Genomic DNA, 19,159 nt, shown 5'->3' with positions numbered 1-19,159 from the left:
CTTTCTTACCTGAAAGCCCGCATAATGCGGGCTTTTTTATTTATCTTCCCAGACTAAATCTCGTCAACAAACTGTGATCGGTTTGGCAAAATCCGCACTTATTGTTTACCCTATAACCTGATTGTCATTTTTCTGGTTTGGTTTTTTTATTACCCGTACGGGGATTCATAAGGAATGTTAAATGGAAGATTTGAACGTTGTCGATAGCATCAACCATGCCGGGACCTGGCTGGCGCGCAACCAGGAGTTGCTGCTGAGCTATGCCGTCAACATCGTTGCCGCTATCGTTATCCTGATCATCGGGATGATCGTGGCGCGCATCGTTTCTAACACCGTCAACCGCCTGATGCTGGCGCGTAAGATCGACGCGACTGTCGCCGATTTTCTCTCCGCGCTGGTACGCTATGCGATTATCGCCTTTACGCTGATTGCCGCCCTGGGCCGCGTTGGCGTGCAGACCGCCTCAGTGATTGCCGTGCTGGGCGCCGCCGGTTTGGCCGTGGGTCTGGCGCTGCAGGGGTCGTTGTCGAACCTTGCCGCAGGCGTGCTGCTGGTGATGTTCCGCCCGTTCCGCGCCGGTGAATATGTCGATCTCGGCGGCATCGCGGGCACCGTGCAGAACGTGCAGATTTTCTCCACTACTCTGCGTACCGTCGATGGCAAAATCGTGGTGGTGCCGAACGGCAAAATCATCGCTGGCAATATCATTAACTTCTCCCGTGAGCCGGCGCGCCGTAATGAGTTTATTATCGGCGTCTCCTACGATGCCGATATCGATAAGGTGAAACAACTGCTGACCGCGATTATCGAATCCGACGACCGCATTCTGCGCGATCGCGAAATGACCGTTCGTCTTAACGAACTGGGCGCCTCTTCGGTAAACTTCGTGGTTCGCGTATGGAGCAAAAGCAGCGACCTGCAAAACGTCTACTGGGACGTGCTGGAGCGCATTAAGCGTGATTTCGACGCCAATGGCATCAGCTTCCCGTATCCGCAGATGGACGTACATATGGTGAATCAGCAGGAAAAAGCGCAGTAATTTTTTCCAGCAATGGCACAAGACCGGCATCGCCGGTCTTTTTTTGCCTGTAGCTATTAGCTTCACTTATTAATGATTAAAATTATCAATTTCCGCTAATGTTGACGGCGCGCTATATTCTCCGGCATTAACGATGAAACCGGAAAATTAAACGATGCTATCTTATTACTTTCAAGGGCTTGCGCTGGGCGCGGCGATGATCCTGCCGCTCGGGCCGCAAAACGCTTTCGTGATGAATCAGGGTATCCGCCGCCAGTATCATTTAATGATTGCGCTGTTGTGCGCGCTTAGCGATCTGGCGTTGATCTGCGCCGGAATTTTCGGCGGTAGCGCGCTACTGATGCAGTCGCCGTGGCTGCTGGCGCTGGTCACCTGGGGCGGCGTCGCTTTCCTGTTATGGTATGGCTTCGGCGCGCTGAAGACGGCGATGAGCAATAATCTCGAGCTGGCCAGCGCCGAGGTGATGAAGCAGGGGCGCTGGAAAATCATTGTTACCATGCTGGCGGTGACCTGGCTTAACCCTCATGTGTATCTCGATACCTTTGTGGTGCTTGGAAGCCTCGGCGGACAGCTGGCAGTCGAGCCCAAACGCTGGTTCGCGCTGGGGACGATTAGCGCGTCATTCTTATGGTTCTTCGGCCTGGCGCTGCTGGCCGCGTGGCTGGCGCCGCGTTTACGCACCGCGCGGGCGCAGCGAATCATCAACGTGCTTGTCGGGCTGGTGATGTGGTTTATCGCCCTGCAGTTGGCAAAAGATGGCCTGCAACATATACAGATGCTCATCAACCAGGCTTAGTCCGATGGACTTTCCGCGCGTAAGCGCTAAGCTAGCTGGCATGCGTCCTTAAAATGGGCGACCTAAGCAAGATGGAGAAACGACAGTGAAGTTAAAAGTCTTAGCCCTGGCGGCAGCACTCGGATTCAGTACTATGGCGGCGCAGGCAAGTGAATTGCCGGATGGCCCGCATATTGTGACTTCAGGCACAGCAAGCGTTGCAGCGGTTCCGGATATCGCCACTCTGGCGATTGAAGTTAACGTCGCGGCAAAAGATGCGGCATCGGCAAAAAAACAGGCTGACGATCGCGTTGCGCAATATCTCTCTTTCCTTGAAAAGAGCGGCATTGCCAAAAAGGATATCAGCTCGGCGAACCTGCGTACCCAACCTGATTACGACTATCAGAACGGGAAAAGCATCCTTAAAGGCTATCGCGCGGTGCGTACCGTCGAAGTTACCCTGCGTCAGCTCGATAAGCTGAATGGCCTGCTGGACGGCGCGCTGAAAGCGGGGCTGAACGAAATTCGTTCCGTATCGCTGGGCGTTGCGCAACCGGATGCCTACAAAGATAAAGCGCGTAAAGCGGCTATCGATGATGCGGTGCATCAGGCGCAGGAGCTGGCTGCTGGCTTCCACAGCAAGCTGGGTCCGGTCTATAGCGTGCGTTACCATGTTTCCAACTATCAGCCGAGCCCGATGGTTCGCATGATGAAGGCGGCTGACGCCGCGCCGGTCTCCGCGCAGGAAACCTACGAGCAGGCGACCATCCAGTTTGATGATCAGGTTGACGTGGTCTTCGAACTGCAGCCAGCACAGGCCGCTGCGCCTGCCGCGCCGGCGAAACCAGCGGAAGCGCCGAAACCGGCTCAGTAAGCCACAGCGACAAAAAAGCCACTTCAGTGAAGTGGCTTTTTTTATGCCCGCCGTTTAATCCTGGCGCAGCACCTTGTGGCCGTAATCAATAAGCGCATCGGTCACCCGGCGCATCATGCGGCTTTCCGGTGCAAAGCGGTGCCAGTAGAGCATCCGGCGCTGGAACAGCCCTGGCGTCAGGTCGATAAGCTCGCCGCTCTTCAGCTCTTTCTCGATCTGCAGATGCGGGATCATACAGCAGGTGGTGCCCTGACGCGCCAGCTGCACGAAGGCCTCCGACGAGTTGACGATATGGCAGGGCACGCTGCCCGGCGGCAGGTCGAAGTTTTGCTGCAGGAACGCCTGGTGCATATCGTCGAGATGATCGAAGGCGACCACCGGCGCTTTCAGCAGCGCAGAACGCGTTACCCCGTTAGGGAAGTAGCGTTGCGCAAACTCCTTCGAGGCGACGAACAGGTAATCGAGCGCGCCGAGTTGATCGACCAGGCAGCTTGGCAGCGCCTGCGGCTGAATACTCACCGCGCCGACCACTTCCCCACGGCGCAGGCGCTCCTGGGTGCGGGTTTCATCTTCAACCTGCAGATTGAGGCGAATAGGGGAGTCGGATAGCACGTTGGCCAGCGCCGGCAGCAGCCAGGTCGCCAGACTGTCGGCGTTGACCGCCAACGACAGCAGCAGCGGCGTGGAGCCGGTCTGCTCATCGCCAAGCCACTCTTCTTCCAGCAGCTCAACCTGGCGCAGCAGAGCCAACAGTTTTTGCCCCTGCTCGGTCGGGCGCGGCGGTACGGTACGCACCAGCAGTGGTTGGCCAAACATGTTTTCCAGCTGTTTGATACGCTGTGAGACGGCGGACTGTGTAATGCATAGCTTCTGCGCGGCGCGCTCAAACCCACGTTCCCTAATCACCGCATCCAGCGCTTGTAATGTTCTGTAGTCCGGTCGTTTCATTATTCTGGCGTACCCCCATAACTTTTCGTTAACCCGCACTATGACATAAATTTGTTTTTGATAAAGACGAAAATGGTCTGCTCAGATGTGTGATCGCCATCGCAGGGACATTTCATCCGTCGATGTTCTATAATGCGCGGTAAGTATTCACATCTCGGACGATAATCATGACGCAGGATGAACTGAAAAAAGCAGTCGGCTGGGCAGCGCTGCAATATGTACAACCGGGCACCATTGTCGGTGTCGGCACCGGCTCCACGGCGGCGCATTTTATTGATGCGCTGGGGACCATGAAAGGGCAGATTGAAGGCGCGGTATCCAGCTCCGACGCCTCTACCGAAAAGCTGAAAAGCCTCGGTATCCCGGTATTCGACCTTAACTCCGTCGACCGCCTGGGCATCTACGTTGACGGCGCGGATGAAATTAACGGCCACATGCAGATGATCAAAGGCGGCGGTGCGGCGCTGACCCGCGAAAAGATCATCGCCTCGGTTGCCGATAAGTTTATCTGCATCGCCGACGCCTCCAAGCAGGTTGATATCCTCGGCAACTTCCCGCTGCCGGTGGAAGTGATCCCGATGGCGCGCAGCGCCGTCGCGCGTCAGCTGGTGAAGCTGGGCGGCCGCCCGGAATATCGTCAGGGCGTGGTGACGGATAACGGCAACGTGATCCTCGATGTACACGGCCTCGAAATCCTGGACGCTATCGCGCTGGAAAACGCCATTAACGGTATCCCGGGCGTGGTGACCGTCGGCTTGTTCGCCAACCGCGGCGCCGACGTGGCGCTGATCGGTACCGCCGACGGCGTGAAGACCATCGTCAGTAAATAAGACGATCGGGGGGAAGTTTCGCGCTTCCCCCTAAATTTTTTTCTATGGCCTTAATTTGGTGACTTGTGTCACATTTACGTAACCTTTCTGAGTAACAATCTGCCATCTATTCTCTTTCTGGTGTTTTGTCCTGTCTTTTGCTTCAACGTGATATTTCTTCAGGTCGGCGAGGCAAACGTTCATATTGCCGCGATAGTTTTTTTTGATATGTTGCTGGAAGAGTTTTTGTTCAGCACGACATCAGTACCAATAAAAACAGGACGGGGAAATGGCTAAGGTATCACTGGAAAAAGACAAGATTAAATTTCTGCTAGTTGAAGGCGTGCATCAGAAAGCAATCGATAACCTTCGTGCGGCAGGTTACACCAACATCGAATTTCACAAAGGCGCGCTGGATACTGAAGAGCTGAAAGCGTCGATCCGTGATGCCCATTTTATCGGCCTGCGTTCCCGTACTCATCTGACTGAAGAGATCTTCGCCGCGGCGGAAAAACTGGTGGCGGTGGGCTGCTTCTGTATCGGCACCAACCAGGTCGATCTGGATGCGGCGGCGAAGCGCGGTATCCCGGTATTTAACGCCCCGTTCTCGAACACCCGTTCGGTGGCTGAGCTGGTCATCGGCGAGCTACTGCTGATGCTGCGCGGCGTGCCGGAAGCTAACGCCAAGGCGCATCGCGGCGTGTGGAATAAGCAGGCGGTAGGCAGCTTTGAAGCGCGCGGCAAAAAACTGGGGATTATCGGTTACGGCCATATCGGCACCCAGCTCGGCATTCTGGCGGAATCGCTGGGGATGCACGTCTATTTTTATGATATCGAAAACAAACTGCCGCTGGGCAACGCCACGCAGGTTCAGCACCTCTCCGACCTGCTGAACATGAGCGATGTCGTTAGCCTGCACGTGCCGGAAAACGCCTCCACCAAAAACATGATGGGGCCGGAAGAGCTGGCGCTGATGAAGCCGGGCGCGCTGCTGATCAACGCCTCTCGCGGCACGGTGGTGGATATCCCGGCGCTGTGCGATGCGCTGTCGCGTAAGCACCTGGCCGGCGCGGCCATTGACGTCTTCCCGACGGAGCCGGCGACCAACAGCGATCCGTTTAACTCTCCGCTATGCGAATTCGATAACGTGATCCTGACGCCGCATATCGGCGGCTCAACTCAGGAAGCGCAGGAAAACATTGGTCTGGAAGTGGCTGGCAAGCTGGCGAAGTATTCCGACAACGGTTCTACGCTGTCGGCGGTGAACTTCCCTGAGGTTTCTCTGCCGCTGCACGGCGGACGCCGTCTGTTGCATATTCATGAAAACCGCCCAGGCATCCTGACGGCGCTTAACCAGATTTTCGCCGCGCAGAACATCAACATCGCCGCCCAGTATCTGCAGACCACCCCGCAGATGGGTTACGTGGTGATTGATATCGAAGCCGACGGCGACGTCGCGCAGCAGGCGCTGCTGGCGATGAAAGCGATCCCGGGCACCATCCGCGCCCGTCTGCTGTACTAATTTGTTGTTGCCTCACGGGCAGGTCGCATACCTGCCCGTATTTTTTTAACGCCTTCCTGGCGTAATTCTCGAACCCGCACAACACTCTACCAGCGCCAGGTTTTGCCTGGCGTAATCACCGCCGGCAGCGGGACATCCCACTGTTCGCTCGGCAGGGTATCCACCTGCTGGCAGTCGTGGGCGTAGCCTACCGGCTGCAGGCGATACTGCCGCCAGTTCTGTAAGGTACGATCGTAGAAGCCGCCGCCCATCCCCAGACGTTGACCGCTGGCATCGAAGGCGACCAGCGGGGTAATCAGCACATCGAGCTCGGCAAGCGGCAGGACGTCGCGCACGTCGAGCTTTGGTTCATAAATCTTCAGGCGATTGAAAATCAGCTGGCTTTGCGGATGATAATGCAAAAACAGCAGATTACCGGGGCTAAACGGATGCAGTACCGGCAGATAAACCCGCTTGCCCGCCCGCCACAATTGCTCGATCAGCGGTTGGGTATCCAGCTCGCCGTCGAAGGAGAGGAACAGCGCCACGGTATGAGCGAGTACGACGGGCGGATACGCCATCATTCGCTCAGCGGCCTGCAGGGCGAAGCGCTGCTGCTGTTCAGCGCTAAGCGCGCGTCTACGCTCGCGGATCTGTTGGCGAATTTGCTGTCTGGAGAGCGGGATATCGGGCTGTATAGTCATGCTGGTCTCATTACGAGCAGGCGAAACGATACGGGAAAGTGTAATACAGGGCGGCACAGGCCGAAAACAACGTTGAGGGGATAATGCGAACTTAAGAAGGGAATCTCCGAGATGCCGCCGCAGGCTGTAACCCTTGAACCCTTGGTTCAAGGTGAATGCGTCGTCACAGTTTTAAGGCTTCTCGGGCGAACCGAGCATGCTCACCAACCGTGGAGCGCCACATTCTTGTGGTATGAAATATCGGCTCAGGGGACTGGCCCGCTTGCAAACATCTCAGAGAAATTTTGTTCTTGCGATTACTCTAACACAGTTAACGACAAAGTGTTATTCAAACTTCGACCCCGGTCTTTCGCTTATGCGACCTTGCTCAAGCAATGCCTGTTCGATGGTCTGCTGAAGCATGCGAATGCGCTGTTCCATACTGGAGGCGTAGTCGCGGGTCTTCGCTTTTTCCTGAGTCAACTCATAGCTGATGTTCAACGCGGCGATGAAGACCAGCTGCTCAGTATTTGTGACTCTAGTGCGTTCTTTTAAATCTTGCAACCGCTGATTAAGGTCTTCAGCTGCCTGATTCAGGGCATCCCTTTGTTCAGGCGGGCAATTCACTCGCAGTGAACGGCCAAAAATTTGGAGATCTACGGGTTGTGCAGACATGCCACCTTCCTGCTGATTGACTGCGCTGCCTTCACATCCGAGCCCGGTTCTGCGAAGGGGCGACACTATAGCTACCCTGGTGCGGGGACACAAGCCCTTTTCTGGTTCACCAGGGTCCAAAGTGGTAGCATATCATGAATATTCCTCCCAACGATGACGAATGCGCATGTCTATACAGAACGAAATGCCTGGTTACAACGATGTAGACCAGTTACTGAACCAACAAGGGGTGGGATTAACCCCGGCCGAAATGCACGGTTTGATAAGCGGCATCCTCTGCGGCGGCAACACCGACAGCAGCTGGCAGCCGCTGGTGCATGACCTGACCAACGAAGGCCTTGCCTTTGGTCATGAACTGGCCCAGGCGCTGCGTAGCATGCATTCCGCCACCAGCGACTCGCTGGAAGATGACGGTTTTCTGTTCCAGCTGTATATGCCGGAAGGCGACAACGTCAGCGTTTTCGACCGCGCCGACGCGCTGGCGGGCTGGGTTAACCATTTCCTGCTCGGCCTTGGCGTGACCCAGCCGAAGCTGGATAAAGTGAAGGATGAGACCGGCGAAGCCATCGATGATCTGCGTAATATTGCGCAACTCGGCTACGACGAAGATGAAGACCAGGAAGAGCTGGAGATGTCTCTCGAAGAGATTATCGAGTACGTACGCGTCGCCGCGTTACTGTGCCACGATACCTTCGCGCGCCAACAGCCAACCGCACCGGAAGTACGCAAGCCAACGTTACACTAAATAAAAACGACATTCAGGGGGCGTCATGACACAGCAGGAGTTTCTTTCTCGTCGCCAGGCATTATTGGCGCAGATGCAGCCGGGCAGCGCGGCGCTGATTTTTGCCGCGCCGGAAGCGGTACGCAGCGCAGATTCGGAATATCCCTACCGGCAGAACAGCGATTTTTGGTACTTCACCGGCTTCAACGAACCGGAAGCGCTGCTGGTGCTGATCAAAAGCGATGAAACGCACAACCATAGCGTGCTGTTTAACCGCGTTCGCGATCTGACGGCGGAAATCTGGTTTGGCCGCCGTCTGGGGCAGGATGCCGCGCCGGGCAAACTCGGCGTCGATCGCGCGCTGGCGTTTAGCGAAATCAACCAGCAGCTGTATCAACTGCTCAATGGCCTGGACGCTATCTATTTTGCCCAGGGCGAATATGCCTATGCCGATGAAATTGTGTTTAACGCCCTCGAAAAACTGCGTAAAGGTTCACGTCAGAACCTGCAGGCACCGAACTCCGTCATCGACTGGCGGCCTGTGGTGCATGAAATGCGCCTGTTTAAATCCGCGGAAGAGCTGGAAGTAATGCGCCGGGCCGGCGAAATTTCCGCCCTTGCCCATACCCGGGCGATGGAAAAATGCCGCCCGGGGATGTTCGAATATCAGCTGGAAGGCGAAATTCTCCACGAATTCAACCGCCACGGCGCGCGTTTCCCGTCTTATAACACCATCGTTGGCGGCGGCGAAAACGCCTGCATCCTGCACTACACCGAAAACGAATCCGAACTGCGTGATGGCGATTTAGTGCTGATTGACGCCGGCTGTGAATACCGCGGCTATGCGGGCGATATCACCCGTACCTTCCCGGTTAACGGTAAATTCAGCAAACCGCAGCGTGAAATCTACGACATTGTGCTGGAATCGCTGGAAACCGCGCTGGAGCTGTATCGTCCGGGTACCTCCATTTATGAGGTTAATCAGGAAGTGGTGCGCATTATGATTACCGGCCTGGTGCGGCTGGGGATCCTGAAAGGCGAGATTGACGAGCTCATCGCCAACAACGCCCACCGCCCGTACTTTATGCATGGCCTGAGCCACTGGTTGGGTCTGGATGTGCACGATGTCGGTAATTACGACACCGACCGTTCGCGCGTGCTGGAACCGGGAATGGTGCTGACCGTCGAGCCGGGGCTGTATATCGCCGCCGACGCCGACGTACCGGCGCAGTATCGCGGCATCGGCATTCGTATTGAAGATGACATCGTGATTACCGAAGATGGCAACGAAAATCTCACCGCCAGCGTGGTGAAGAAGGCGGATGAGATCGAGGCGCTGATGGCGGCGGCGCGCCAGTCATGAGCGTGCTGATTGTCGGCGGCGGGATGACCGGTGCGACGCTCGCGCTGGCCATCTCCCGTTTGACCGGCGGTGCGCTGCCGGTTCATCTGATTGAAGCGCAGGATCCGGCGTCGTCACGCCACCCAGGTTTTGACGATCGGGCGATTGCCCTGGCTGCTGGCACCTGCCAGCAGCTGGCGCGCATCGGTATCTGGCAGAACCTTGCTAAACGAGCGACGCCTATCCAGCGGGTACACGTCAGCGACCGCGGCCATGCCGGTTTTGTAAACCTGGCGGCGGCCGATTACGGCCTGTCGGCGCTGGGGCAGGTGGTTGAACTCCACGATGTCGGCCAGCGGCTGTTTAGCCTGCTGCGCGAGGCGCCGGGCGTCACCCTGCACTGTCCGGCGAAAGTGGAAGCGGTCAACCGCAGCCAGGACAGCGTCAGCCTCACCCTTGATAGCGGCGAAACCATCAACGGTAAGCTGCTGGTGGCGGCAGATGGTTCGCGTTCGTCGCTGGGCGCGCGCTGCGGCATTAGCTGGCAGCAGCAGCCCTATGAGCAACTGGCGATTATCGCCAACGTTAGCACCGCGTTGCCGCACGAAGGCCGCGCCTTCGAGCGCTTTACCGAGCATGGTCCGCTGGCGATGCTGCCGATGTCGCAAGGGCGCTGTTCGCTGGTGTGGTGCCATCCGCAGTCGCGGCGCGACGAGGTGCTGAGCTGGTCTGACGAACGTTTTTGCCAGCAATTACAGCAGGCGTTCGGCTGGCGGCTGGGGCGCATTACCCATGCCGGTAAGCGTAGCGTCTATCCGCTGGCGTTAACTACCGCTATCCGTTCGGTGTCGCACCGTCTGGCGCTGGTCGGCAATGCGGCGCAGACATTGCACCCGATCGCCGGGCAGGGCTTTAATCTCGGCCTGCGCGACGTGATGAGCCTGGCTGAACTGCTTGCCGACGCCCACGCGGTCGGCGAGGATGTGGGCAATTATTCTCTGCTGTGTCGCTACCAGGCGCGGCGAGCGGATGATAAAGCCGCCACCATCGGCGTGACCGATGGGCTGGTGCATCTCTTTGCCAACCGTTGGGCGCCGCTGGTGGCGGGGCGCAACGTCGGGCTGATGGCGATGGAATTATTTACCCCGGCGCGCGATGCGCTGGCGCAGCGTACCCTCGGTTGGGTTCCCCGTTAAGGAGTAGAACGTGCAAAGTGTTGATGTTGCCATTGTTGGCGGCGGAATGGTGGGACTGGCGGTGGCCTGTGGTTTACAGGGCTGCGGCCTGCGCGTCGCGGTGCTGGAACAAGCGGCGCCGCAGCCTCTTGACGCCGATGCGCCGCCGGCGCTGCGCGTTTCGGCAATCAATGCCGCCAGCGAAAAGCTGCTGACTAAACTGGATGTCTGGAGTGAGATCATCTCCCAGCGCGCCAGTTGCTATCACGGCATGGAAGTGTGGGACAAAGATAGCTTTGGCCGCATTAGCTTCGATGACCAGAGCATGGGCTTTAGCCATCTGGGCCATATTATTGAAAATGCCGTGGTGCATCACGCGCTGTGGCAAAAAGCGCAGCGCTGCGCTGACGTCACCCTGCTGGCGCCCGCGCACCTGCAGCAGGTAGCGTGGGGCGAAAACGAAGCCTTCCTGGGCCTGCAGGACGGCAGCATGTTGACCGCGCGGCTGGTGGTCGGCGCCGATGGCGCCAATTCGTGGCTGCGCAATAAAGCCGATATTCCGCTGACCTTCTGGGATTATCGCCATCATGCGCTGGTGGCGACGATACGTACCTCCGAGCCGCATCAGGCGGTAGCGCGTCAGGCGTTCCACGGCGAAGGCATTCTGGCCTTCCTGCCGCTTAGCGATCCGCATCTGTGCTCGATCGTCTGGTCGCTGTCGCCGGAAGAGGCGCAGCGGATGCAGCAGGCCGATGCAGCCGCGTTTAATCAGGCGCTGAACATCGCTTTTGATAATCGCCTTGGCCTTTGCCAGCTTGAAAGCGAACGGCAGGTTTTCCCGCTGACCGGACGCTACGCGCGTCAGTTCGCCGCCCATCGTCTGGCGCTGGTTGGCGATGCCGCCCACACTATTCATCCGCTGGCCGGGCAGGGGGTGAACCTTGGCTTTATGGACGCCGCCGAGCTTATCGACGAGCTGAAGCGCCTGCACGCGCAGGGTAAAGATATCGGTCAGCATTTGTACCTGCGCCGCTATGAGCGCAGCCGCAAGCATAGCGCCGCGCTGATGCTGGCGGGTATGCAGGGATTCCGCGAAATGTTCTCCGGCAGCCATCCGGCGAAGAAATTCCTCCGCGACATGGGGCTCAAACTGGCCGATTCGCTGCCTGGCGTAAAACCGCAGCTGATTCGTCAGGCGATGGGCCTCAACGATCTCCCCGCCTGGTTACGTTAACCCCGTCACACTTCTTTTACCCGGCCTGCGCGCCGGGTTTTCTCCCTCATTTGAAATATTCTAATTTCACCTCTTTTTTCGCATTAGTTTTATTAATGCGCTCTTTTTTTTGTTAAAGAAATTAGGCCCATAAAATCGCATAAAACACCATCATCACCTGACTGGTTTGCTCATTGTGTTAATTTTATGTGGCATAAATCGCTTTTTTCCAGTCAATAACTCTGTAGGCTTTTCGGCGCGCTTTGGTCATAAGCTAATGTGATGTCCTGATTTACCTTATGGTTTAGCACCGGGTTCGGTGGTAAGTTCAGGCAAAAGAGAACGTTTGCGTCGGCGTCCGTAAGCGGTGCCGTCGCCGGATTTCGTGGCGCAAAATCGCCGACAATATCGTGGCTGGTTCCGTTTTATTCGATGAGGAAAAGATGGCTCAACAGACTCCGTTGTATGAACAACACACGCTGTGCGGCGCTCGCATGGTGGATTTCCATGGCTGGATGATGCCGCTGCATTACGGGTCCCAGATTGATGAGCACCACGCGGTGCGCGGCGATGCAGGGATGTTCGATGTGTCGCATATGACCATCGTCGATTTCCACGGCAGCCGGATCAGAGAGTTCTTGCGCTATTTGCTGGCAAACGATGTGGCGAAGCTTACCACCCCAGGCAAAGCGCTCTACACCGGCATGCTAACCGCTTCCGCTGGCGTCATCGATGACCTGATTGTTTATTTCCTTTCTGAAGATTATTTCCGCCTCGTTGTTAACTCCGCCACTCGTGAAAAAGACCTCGCCTGGATTTCCGAACAAGCCGAACCTTACGGTCTTGAAATTACCGTTCGCGACGATCTGTCGCTGATCGCGGTGCAGGGTCCGCAGGCGAAAGCGAAGGCGGCGACGCTGTTCACCGACGCTCAGCGCCAGGCCGTGGAAGGCATGAAGCCGTTCTTCGGCGTACAGGCCGGCGACCTGTTTATCGCCACCACCGGTTATACCGGCGAAGCGGGTTATGAAATCGCTATGCCGAACGAGCAGGCGGCGGATTTCTGGCGCGGTTTGCTGGACGCCGGCGTTAAGCCGTGTGGTCTTGGCGCGCGCGACACCCTGCGCCTGGAAGCCGGGATGAACCTGTACGGCCAGGAGATGGACGAAGGCGTCTCGCCGCTGGCGGCTAACATGGGCTGGACTATCGCCTGGGAGCCCGCCGATCGTAACTTCATCGGCCGCGAAGCGCTGGAAATGCAGCGCGAAAAAGGCACCGAGCAGTTGGTTGGCCTGGTGATGACCGAGAAAGGCGTCCTGCGCGGCGGCCTGCCGGTACGTTTTACCGATAGCGACGGTAATCAAAAAGAAGGCATTATCACCAGCGGCACCTTCTCGCCGACGCTGGGCTACAGCATCGCGCTGGCTCGCGTGCCGGCCGGGATTGGCGACACCGCGGTGGTGCAAATTCGTAACCGTGAAATGCCGGTAAAAGTGACTAAACCTGGTTTTGTACGCAATGGCAAAGCCATTGTGTGATTTCCCTTTTTTGGAGATGAATTGATGAGCAACGTACCAGCAGAACTGAAATACAGCAAAGAACACGAGTGGCTGCGTAAAGAAGCGGACGGCACCTATACCGTTGGGATCACCGAGCACGCGCAGGAGCTGCTTGGCGACATGGTTTTCGTTGACCTGCCGGAAGTGGGCGCCACCGTTGAAGCGGGCGCCGATTGCGCCGTTGCCGAATCCGTGAAAGCGGCTTCCGATATCTACGCGCCGATTAGCGGTGAAATCGTTGCCGTCAACGAAGAGCTGAACGACTCTCCGGAACTGGTCAACAGCGACCCGTATACCGACGGCTGGATCTTCAAAATCAAAGCCAGCGACGAAGCGCAGATTGCCGCGCTGCTGGATGCGACCGCCTATGAAGCTCTGTTAGAAGACGAGTAAGCCTTTACCCTCTCCCCTGTGGGGAGAGGGAAGGGTGAGGGGAACCGATAATACCCTCACCCCAGCCCTCTCCCAAAAGGAGAGGGAGAAAACACATTCACCGCACGTTTCAGGAACCATCGCTCATGACTCAGACTTTAAGTCAGCTTGAAAACCGCGACGCCTTTATTGAACGTCACATTGGCTCGGACGCTCAGCAGCAGCAAGAGATGCTGAAGACCGTCGGCGCGGATTCGCTTAACGCCCTGATTGGCCAGATTGTGCCGCAGGATATCCAGCTGGCGACCCCACCGCAGGTGGGCGACGCGACTACCGAATTCGCCGCGCTGGCGGAGCTGAAGGCGATCGCCGGTCGCAACAAGCGCTTCAAGTCTTACATCGGCATGGGCTACACCGCCGTGCAGCTGCCGCCGGTCATTCAGCGCAACATGCTGGAAAACCCGGGTTGGTATACCGCCTACACCCCTTACCAGCCGGAAGTATCCCAGGGCCGTCTGGAATCGCTGCTCAACTTCCAGCAGGTCACTCTGGATCTGACCGGGTTGGATATCGCTTCCGCTTCGCTGCTTGATGAAGCCACCGCCGCCGCCGAAGCAATGGCGATGGCCAAACGCGTGAGCAAACTGAAGAACGCCAACCGCTTCTTCGTTGCCGCCGACGTCCATCCGCAAACCCTGGACGTGGTTCGCACCCGCGCGGAAACTTTCGGCTTCGACGTGATTGTCGATGACGCCGACAAAGTGCTCGATCACCAGGATGTCTTTGGCGTGCTGCTGCAGCAGGTTGGCACCACCGGTGAAATCCACGATTACAGTAAACTTATCGCCGAGCTGAAAGCGCGCAAAGTGATTGTCAGCGTCGCCGCTGACTTTATGGCGCTGGTGCTGCTGACGGCGCCGGGCAAGCAGGGCGCCGATATTGTCTTCGGTTCCGCGCAACGTTTCGGCGTGCCGATGGGCTATGGCGGCCCGCACGCGGCCTTCTTCGCGGCGAAAGATGAATTCAAACGCTCCATGCCGGGCCGTATTATCGGCGTATCGAAAGATGCGGCGGGTAATACCGCGCTGCGCATGGCGATGCAGACTCGCGAGCAGCACATCCGCCGCGAGAAAGCGAACTCCAACATTTGTACCTCGCAGGTCCTGCTGGCCAACATCGCCAGCCTGTACGCGGTTTTCCACGGCCCGGCGGGCCTGAAACGTATCGCTGGCCGCATTCATCGCCTGACCGACATTCTGGCCGACGGCCTGCAGAAGAAAGGGCTGAAGCTGCGCCATGCGCACTACTTCGACACCCTTTGCGTCGAAGTGGCGGATAAAGCCGCGGTGCTGGCGCGTGCCGAAGCGCTGCAGATTAACCTGCGTAGCGATATTCACGGCGCGGTTGGCATTACGCTCGATGAAGCGACCACCCGCGAAGATGTGCTGAATCTGTTCCGCGCCATCGTTGGCGACGATCACGGTCTGGATATCGATACCCTGGATAAAGACGTGGCGCTGGATAGCCGTTCGATCCCGGCGGCGATGCTGCGCGACGATGCGATCCTCACCCATCCGGTGTTCAACCGCTACCATAGCGAAACCGAGATGATGCGCTACATGCACGCGCTGGAGCGTAAAGATCTGGCGCTGAACCAGGCGATGATTCCTCTGGGATCCTGCACCATGAAACTGAACGCCGCGGCGGAAATGATCCCGATCACCTGGCCGGAATTTGCCGAGCTGCACCCGTTCTGCCCGGTCGAGCAGGCGGAAGGTTATCATCAGATGATCGCCCAGCTTTCTGACTGGCTGGTGAAACTGACCGGCTATGACGCCGTCTGTATGCAGCCGAACTCCGGCGCGCAGGGCGAGTATGCTGGCCTGCTGGCGATTCGCCACTATCACGAGAGCCGCAACGAAGGCCATCGCGATATCTGCCTGATCCCAAGCTCCGCGCACGGCACCAACCCGGCTTCCGCGCAGATGGCGGGTATGCAGGTAGTGGTGGTTGCCTGCGATAAAAACGGCAACATCGATCTTGCCGATCTGCGTGAAAAAGCAGAGCAGGCAGGGGCGAATCTCTCCTGCATCATGGTCACCTATCCGTCGACCCACGGCGTGTATGAAGAGACCATCCGTGAAGTATGCGAGATAGTGCACCAGTTCGGCGGCCAGGTTTACCTCGACGGCGCCAACATGAACGCCCAGGTCGGGATCACTTCTCCGGGCTTTATCGGCGCTGACGTTTCGCACCTCAACCTGCATAAAACCTTCTGCATTCCGCACGGCGGCGGCGGTCCGGGTATGGGCCCTATCGGCGTGAAAGCGCACCTGGCGCCGTTTGTACCGGGCCACAGCGTGGTACAGATTGAAGGCATGCTGACCCGTCAGGGCGCGGTTTCCGCCGCGCCGTTCGGCAGCGCCTCTATCCTACCGATCAGCTGGATGTATATCCGCATGATGGGCGCGGAAGGGCTGAAGCAGGCGAGCCAGAACGCGATTCTCAACGCCAACTATATCGCTACTCGTCTGAAAGATGCTTATCCGGTGCTGTATACCGGCCGCGACGGTCGCGTGGCGCACGAATGTATTCTCGATATTCGTCCGCTGAAAGAAGAGACCGGCATTAGCGAGCTGGATATTGCTAAGCGTCTGATCGACTTTGGTTTCCATGCGCCGACCATGTCCTTCCCGGTCGCCGGGACGCTGATGGTTGAGCCGACGGAATCGGAAAGCAAGGTAGAGCTGGACCGCTTTATTGACGCCATGCTGGCGATTCGCGGGGAAATCGATCGCGTTAAAGCCGGTGAATGGCCGCTGGAAGATAACCCGCTGGTGAACGCGCCGCACACCCAGGGCGAGCTGGTAAGCGAGTGGAACCATCCGTACAGCCGCGAGCTGGCGGTATTCCCGGCTGGGTTGCACAACAAGTACTGGCCAACGGTGAAACGCCTGGATGACGTGTACGGCGACCGTAACCTGTTCTGCTCCTGCGTCCCGATGAGCGAATACCAGTAAGTGGTGAATTAGCTAAACTTTTAAAGGCGCTGCGGCGCCTTTATTTTTTGGAGGGAAGGCATGGCGATAGCTCTGATTAGCGGCGCGAGCCGCGGCATAGGCCGGGCGACGGCGCTGCTGCTGGCGCAGGAAGGGTATACCGTCGCGGTTAATTATCATCACAACATTAAAGCCGCCACCGAAGTGGTCAATACCATTGTTGAATCTGGCGGCAAAGCCACGGCGCTGCGGGCCGATATCAGCGATGAAGCGCAGGTGATGGCGATGTTTGAGGCGGTTGACCGCATGGGCGAACCGCTGGCGGCGTTGGTCAACAACGCCGGGATCCTGTTTACCCAATGTACGGTAGAGAGCCTGAGCGCCGAGCGTATTAACCGCGTGCTGGCCACCAACGTCACCGGATACTTTCTTTGCTGTCGCGAGGCGGTAAAGCGCATGTCGCATCGGCATGGCGGCAAGGGCGGGGCGATAGTTAACGTTTCGTCGGCGGCGTCGCGCCTTGGCGCGCCGGGAGAGTACGTTGACTATGCCGCGTCGAAAGGGGCGGTAGATACCCTGACCACCGGGCTGGCGCTGGAGGTGGCGGCGCAGGGGATTCGGGTAAACGGCGTGCGTCCGGGGCTGATTTATACCGAGATGCACGCCTCCGGCGGCGAACCGGGACGCGTGGACCGGGTGAAAAGTTCGCTACCGATGCAGCGCGGCGGCCAGCCGGAAGAGGTCGCTCAGGCCATTGCCTGGCTGCTGAGCGACAAAGCGTCGTATGTGACGGGCAGTTTCCTCGAACTGGCGGGCGGTAAATAACCCGTAGATGTCTATTGCCCGGCGGCGCTTCGCTTGCCGGGGAAACCTTTCCGGATGGCGGCTACACCTTATCCGGGTTACCCAACGATGCGTACCTGTAGCCCGGCTGAGCGCTGCGCTTGCCTGGGAAACCTTCCCGGATGGCGGCTACGCCTTATCCGGGCTACCTAACGATGCGTACCCGTAGCCCGGCTGAGCGCAGCGCGAGCCGGGGAAACCTTCCCGGATGGCGGCTACGCCTTATCCGGGCTACCCAACGATGCGTACCCGTAGCCCGGCTGAGCGCAGCGCGAGCCGGGGGTAACCTTCCCGGATAGCGGCTACGCCTTATCCGGGCTACCCAACGATGCGTACCCGTAGCCCGACTGAGCGCTGCGCTTGCCTGGGAAACCTTCCCGGATGGCGGCTACGCCTTATCCGGGCTACCCAACGATGCGTACCCGTAGCCCGGCTGAGCGCAGCGCGAGCCGGGGAAACCTTCCCGGATAGCAGCTACGCCTTATCCGGGCTACCTAACGATGCGTACCCGTAGCCCGACGGTCTACCAGGAGGCCAGCCACAGCCTCAGGCGCATTCCCCAACTGCTGGTCCAGCCGGTGGTGACCGACTTCACCTCGCCTTGAGAAATGAACACCAGCGTTGGCGTCACCTGCACGCCCCACTGCCGCGCCAGCTGGCCGCTCGGATCATTCACCGTCGGCAGCGCCATTTTCTTCCTGGTCAGCCACTTCTCCAGCGTGGCGTTATCGCCGGAACGCAGGGCTACCGTCAGCACATTGCCGCCGTCGGCGGCAAGCGAGGCCACCGACGGCGTGGTATAGCGACAAACTCCGCACCAGGTCGCCCAGACGTACAGCAGCAGCGGCTTTTGCTGGCTCATAGCGTTCAGATCCAGCGTCCTGCCGTCGAGTGTCTGCAGCGATGTGGCGCTGAAGTTTTGCGGTAGCGCGGGCTGGCGAAAATAATCCACCGCCAGGCTCACCGCCGCGCCAATCAGCAGCCACACCGCCAGCTCGCGCAGCCAGCGCCTGATTTTACTGGCCACGGGCTTTCGCCAGCTGTTCTTTCACCAGCCCCTCCAGCTCATCAGCAGGGATTGCGCCGGCCACCATCTGATCGCCGATGATGGTCGCCGGGGTGCCCTGAATATTCAGCACCTGCGACAAAATCAGGTTCATTTTCAGCGAATCCATGGTCTTGTCATCAATATTCACGCTATCGGTGGCGATTTTCTTCTGCGCGGCGGCGATGCTGGCGTCATCGTGATAGCCTTTTTTCGCCATCAGCCGCTGATGCAGCGCCCAGAACTTATCGGGCTGTTGACGCCAGGTGGAGAGCGCGGCTTTAGCGGCATTCACCGAACTTTGCCCTTTAAACGGCAGCAGCTTAACGATGAGCTGGATGTCAGGATTATCGTGGACGATATTTTCCAGCATCGGATCAAACTGTTTGCAGTAAGGGCAGTTGTAATCGGTAAACGAGACGATCGTGAGCTTCGGCGCTTTCGCGCCGGTGCGCGGGCTGTTCGGATCGTTAAACAGCAGTTGGGCTAACTGGTCATTACCATTTGATTGTGGTTCTTGCTCCGGGGCGGCGAAGCTGAAGGCCGATACGCACAGCAGTAATAAGGCGGTGATAGCTCTCAT

General features: G+C 58.0%; 18 protein-coding genes and 1 other RNA gene. 13 read left to right on the top strand and 6 right to left on the bottom strand.

What is annotated here, in order from left to right:
• Window positions 1-181: 181 nt before the first annotated feature.
• From PGR23_RS17715 to PGR23_RS17705, 3 genes are all read left to right on the top strand, one after another.
• Window positions 182-1,039, top strand: coding sequence for a small-conductance mechanosensitive channel MscS (locus PGR23_RS17715; RefSeq protein WP_015369769.1), 858 nt, complete (start codon window positions 182-184; stop codon window positions 1,037-1,039).
• Between the two features lie 154 nt (window positions 1,040-1,193).
• Entirely contained in the window at window positions 1,194-1,835 is a 642-nt protein-coding gene (gene argO, locus PGR23_RS17710; RefSeq protein WP_015703435.1) for an arginine exporter ArgO, read from the top strand.
• Between the two features lie 85 nt (window positions 1,836-1,920).
• On the top strand, window positions 1,921-2,688 hold the full coding sequence (locus PGR23_RS17705) for an oxidative stress defense protein (RefSeq protein ID WP_015369771.1): 768 nt from the start codon (window positions 1,921-1,923) through the stop codon (window positions 2,686-2,688).
• Between the two features lie 54 nt (window positions 2,689-2,742).
• Here the strand turns inward: PGR23_RS17705 and argP are convergent, their stop codons facing one another.
• A complete protein-coding gene (argP, locus tag PGR23_RS17700) occupies window positions 2,743-3,636 on the bottom strand; it encodes a DNA-binding transcriptional regulator ArgP (protein ID WP_008806448.1) in 894 nt (297 codons plus the stop codon).
• 167 nt (window positions 3,637-3,803) lie between these two features.
• Here argP and rpiA point away from each other — a divergent pair, with 167 nt between their 5' ends.
• Window positions 3,804-4,466 (top strand): ribose-5-phosphate isomerase RpiA, encoded by a 663-nt coding sequence (rpiA, locus tag PGR23_RS17695; protein WP_045392023.1) that lies wholly within the window; start codon window positions 3,804-3,806, stop codon window positions 4,464-4,466.
• 268 nt (window positions 4,467-4,734) lie between these two features.
• Entirely contained in the window at window positions 4,735-5,967 is a 1,233-nt protein-coding gene (serA, locus tag PGR23_RS17690) for a phosphoglycerate dehydrogenase (protein ID WP_015369774.1), read from the top strand.
• Between the two features lie 86 nt (window positions 5,968-6,053).
• Here the strand turns inward: serA and PGR23_RS17685 are convergent, their stop codons facing one another.
• The 3 genes from PGR23_RS17685 to zapA form a co-directional block, all read right to left on the bottom strand.
• Entirely contained in the window at window positions 6,054-6,650 is a 597-nt protein-coding gene (locus PGR23_RS17685; protein WP_045392020.1) for a 5-formyltetrahydrofolate cyclo-ligase, read from the bottom strand.
• Window positions 6,651-6,749: 99 nt separating this feature from the next.
• Window positions 6,750-6,933, bottom strand: a non-coding RNA gene (gene ssrS, locus PGR23_RS17680) — 6S RNA.
• 41 nt (window positions 6,934-6,974) lie between these two features.
• The gene (gene zapA / locus PGR23_RS17675) at window positions 6,975-7,304 is read right to left on the bottom strand and encodes a cell division protein ZapA (protein WP_004205298.1); all 330 of its coding nucleotides are present in this window, start codon (window positions 7,302-7,304) and stop codon (window positions 6,975-6,977) included.
• Window positions 7,305-7,470: 166 nt separating this feature from the next.
• On the opposite strand from zapA, the gene PGR23_RS17670 reads away from it, so the two are divergent.
• From PGR23_RS17670 to PGR23_RS17635, 8 genes are all read left to right on the top strand, one after another.
• Window positions 7,471-8,049, top strand: coding sequence for a YecA family protein (locus PGR23_RS17670; RefSeq protein WP_015703432.1), 579 nt, complete (start codon window positions 7,471-7,473; stop codon window positions 8,047-8,049).
• A gap of 25 nt (window positions 8,050-8,074) precedes the next feature.
• A complete protein-coding gene (gene pepP, locus PGR23_RS17665; protein WP_047065735.1) occupies window positions 8,075-9,391 on the top strand; it encodes a Xaa-Pro aminopeptidase in 1,317 nt (438 codons plus the stop codon).
• The gene (gene ubiH / locus PGR23_RS17660) at window positions 9,388-10,566 is read left to right on the top strand and encodes a 2-octaprenyl-6-methoxyphenyl hydroxylase (protein ID WP_045392014.1); all 1,179 of its coding nucleotides are present in this window, start codon (window positions 9,388-9,390) and stop codon (window positions 10,564-10,566) included. The genes pepP and ubiH overlap by 4 nt, the downstream gene beginning before the upstream one ends.
• Before the next feature lie 10 nt (window positions 10,567-10,576).
• A complete protein-coding gene (ubiI, locus tag PGR23_RS17655; protein ID WP_396279419.1) occupies window positions 10,577-11,779 on the top strand; it encodes an FAD-dependent 2-octaprenylphenol hydroxylase in 1,203 nt (400 codons plus the stop codon).
• Between the two features lie 422 nt (window positions 11,780-12,201).
• Window positions 12,202-13,296: a glycine cleavage system aminomethyltransferase GcvT gene (gcvT, locus tag PGR23_RS17650; protein WP_002916480.1), complete on the top strand. Its 1,095-nt coding sequence runs from the start codon at window positions 12,202-12,204 to the stop codon at window positions 13,294-13,296.
• A gap of 24 nt (window positions 13,297-13,320) precedes the next feature.
• Complete coding sequence (gene gcvH, locus PGR23_RS17645; protein WP_396279420.1) at window positions 13,321-13,710, top strand: glycine cleavage system protein GcvH; 390 nt, start codon at window positions 13,321-13,323, stop codon at window positions 13,708-13,710.
• Window positions 13,711-13,835: 125 nt separating this feature from the next.
• Window positions 13,836-16,709: an aminomethyl-transferring glycine dehydrogenase gene (gene gcvP / locus PGR23_RS17640; protein WP_045392007.1), complete on the top strand. Its 2,874-nt coding sequence runs from the start codon at window positions 13,836-13,838 to the stop codon at window positions 16,707-16,709.
• A gap of 60 nt (window positions 16,710-16,769) precedes the next feature.
• Window positions 16,770-17,513, top strand: a complete 744-nt coding sequence (locus PGR23_RS17635; protein WP_045392005.1) for an SDR family oxidoreductase — start codon at window positions 16,770-16,772, stop codon at window positions 17,511-17,513.
• A gap of 541 nt (window positions 17,514-18,054) precedes the next feature.
• On the opposite strand, the gene PGR23_RS17630 is transcribed toward PGR23_RS17635, so the two are convergent.
• Together PGR23_RS17630 and PGR23_RS17625 are read right to left on the bottom strand one after the other, a co-directional pair.
• Complete coding sequence (locus PGR23_RS17630) at window positions 18,055-18,558, bottom strand: protein disulfide oxidoreductase (RefSeq protein ID WP_396279422.1); 504 nt, start codon at window positions 18,556-18,558, stop codon at window positions 18,055-18,057.
• Window positions 18,548-19,159 (bottom strand): DsbA family protein, encoded by a 612-nt coding sequence (locus PGR23_RS17625; protein WP_396279423.1) that lies wholly within the window; start codon window positions 19,157-19,159, stop codon window positions 18,548-18,550. The genes PGR23_RS17630 and PGR23_RS17625 overlap by 11 nt, the downstream gene beginning before the upstream one ends.

The sequence above is a fragment of the Klebsiella sp. 141162 genome, from assembly GCF_050600755.1.
In the GTDB taxonomy this organism is placed as follows: domain Bacteria; phylum Pseudomonadota; class Gammaproteobacteria; order Enterobacterales; family Enterobacteriaceae; genus Klebsiella; species Klebsiella aerogenes.
Note: the sequence above shows the minus strand (reverse complement) of the source record. Positions and strands in the feature narration are given on the sequence as shown.